Source organism: Rothia sp. (in: high G+C Gram-positive bacteria) (assembly GCF_030540545.1).
In the GTDB taxonomy this organism is placed as follows: Bacteria; Actinomycetota; Actinomycetes; order Actinomycetales; family Micrococcaceae; genus Rothia.
In genome coordinates this window covers 1-1,216 of record NZ_JAUNVZ010000070.1, presented here as the reverse complement: position 1 = coordinate 1,216, position 1,216 = coordinate 1, and the positions used below count along the sequence as shown (strand labels likewise).

At 59.8% G+C, this 1,216-nt stretch carries 1 protein-coding gene; it reads left to right on the top strand.

What is annotated here, in order from left to right; translation table 11 throughout:
* The coding region (locus tag Q4P78_RS08985) for a TonB-dependent receptor (RefSeq protein ID WP_303340029.1) at positions 1–1,018 on the top strand (1,018 nt) is incomplete at its 5' end.
* Positions 1,019–1,216: the final 198 nt, after the last annotated feature.

Genomic DNA, 1,216 nt, shown 5'->3' with positions numbered 1-1,216 from the left:
CTCACTCCGCACCCACTGGGCCGCGGGCAGCACAGCGGTGGGTGCAGAGCTGCGTGACGAATACCTGCTGAGCACGGCCCTGGGCACACCGCTCGACTCCACCGCCTATCGCCCCATCCCGGGCGAAACGGGACGTTACTATACACGACAAGCACGGCGCACCAATACGGCGTACTTCCTTGAGCACCGCATCCATACCGACCGCTGGCAAATCGTGCCGGGCCTGCTCCTTCAACACAACAGTATGGTGCGCGGGGGCTTCCGTCTCTACCCGGGCCTTGACATGAGCTATCGCCCCACGGCGGCCCTGCGCCTCACCGCTTCCTATAACTATGCCCTGCGTCTGCCTACCTTTACCGACCTGTGGTACAAGAGCCCCACGCAGGAGGGCAACGTCAATCTTCAACCCGAAGAGACCCACACCGTACAGCTCGGTGCCGAACTCTCCCTGCCGGCACTGACCTTCTCTGCTCGGGCGCACTATCGACGCGGCACGCACACCATCGACTGGGTGATGTACACACCCGATGACCGCTACCACGCGACCAACTTCTCCCTTGACGCTTACGGAGCGGGGATGGACTTCTCCCTTGACCTCACACACTACCTGGGTGAGCGACAACCCTTGCGCCACCTCACGCTGAGCTATGCCTGGCTAGGGCAAGAGCGACGCCGAGGGCCGGCTTACTATAAGTCAAACTACGCCTTTGAGTACCTGCGACACAAGGCGGTGGTGCGTCTCTCCCATCAGATATACTCCCTCCTGAAAGCCGACTGGACCCTTCGCCTGCAACAACGCACAGGGGGATACCTATTATATAAGGAAGGCAAACCCTCAGACAGCCTCGTCCCCTACGGCACGCATGCCCTGCTCGACCTGCGCCTTACATGGGAAACCCGGCCGCTCTCCCTGTGGCTCGACCTGAACAACGTGACCGCCACACGCTACTACGACCTGGGCAATGTCCCGCAACCGGGCTTCACCCTACTGGCAGGTCTCCGTTGGAAGCTCAAATGAGCGGTACGTGGCTGAGCACCCGCCTTGCTGATACCTATCGTCCCGGACTGTCTGTGGGTTAGCCCCGCAGACAGCCTCAGGCCGGGCCAAGGGATATAAGGAAGAGAGGAGACTGCTCTCAAAAGGATATTTTGCATACATTCTCCGCAAAAAAGTCGAAGCGCTTTGCCTTCATTTAAAGGAAAGGCTTACTTTTGC